Below are 320 nucleotides of genomic sequence, written 5' to 3'. Positions count from 1 at the left end.
CCCCCCCCCCCCCCCCCCCCCCCCCCCCCCCCCCCCCCCCCCCCCCCCCCCCCCCCCCCCCCCCCCCCCCCCCCCCCCCCCCCCCCCCCCCCCCCCCCCCCCCCCCCCCCCCCCCCCCCCCCTTTCACGCAGAAGACGGCATACGAGATGATACCTCCTGTCTCGTGGGCTCGGAGATGTGTATAAGAGACAGGGTCAGCAGAGCACCATATTCCAGGCCTTCCGCGGCGGCTGAGAAGCGATCATCGAGCACGCCAGCGGTCTGTACCTGAGTCGCTGAAATAAGAATACCGTCCTGATTGGCAGCCAGGGCGACGGTC

The 320-nt window shown here is 73.1% G+C and carries 1 pseudogene; it reads right to left on the bottom strand.

Annotated features, from left to right (window positions below):
* Positions 1 to 193 precede the first annotated feature (193 nt).
* A pseudogene (locus tag JHD74_RS27165) lies at positions 194 to 320 on the bottom strand (hypothetical protein); the annotation flags it as partial.

The organism is Serratia sp. ASV30 (genome assembly GCF_016428815.1).
GTDB classification, from domain to species: domain Bacteria; phylum Pseudomonadota; class Gammaproteobacteria; order Enterobacterales; family Enterobacteriaceae; genus Chania; species Chania fonticola_C.
This window is presented reverse-complemented; position numbering and strand designations above follow the sequence as displayed.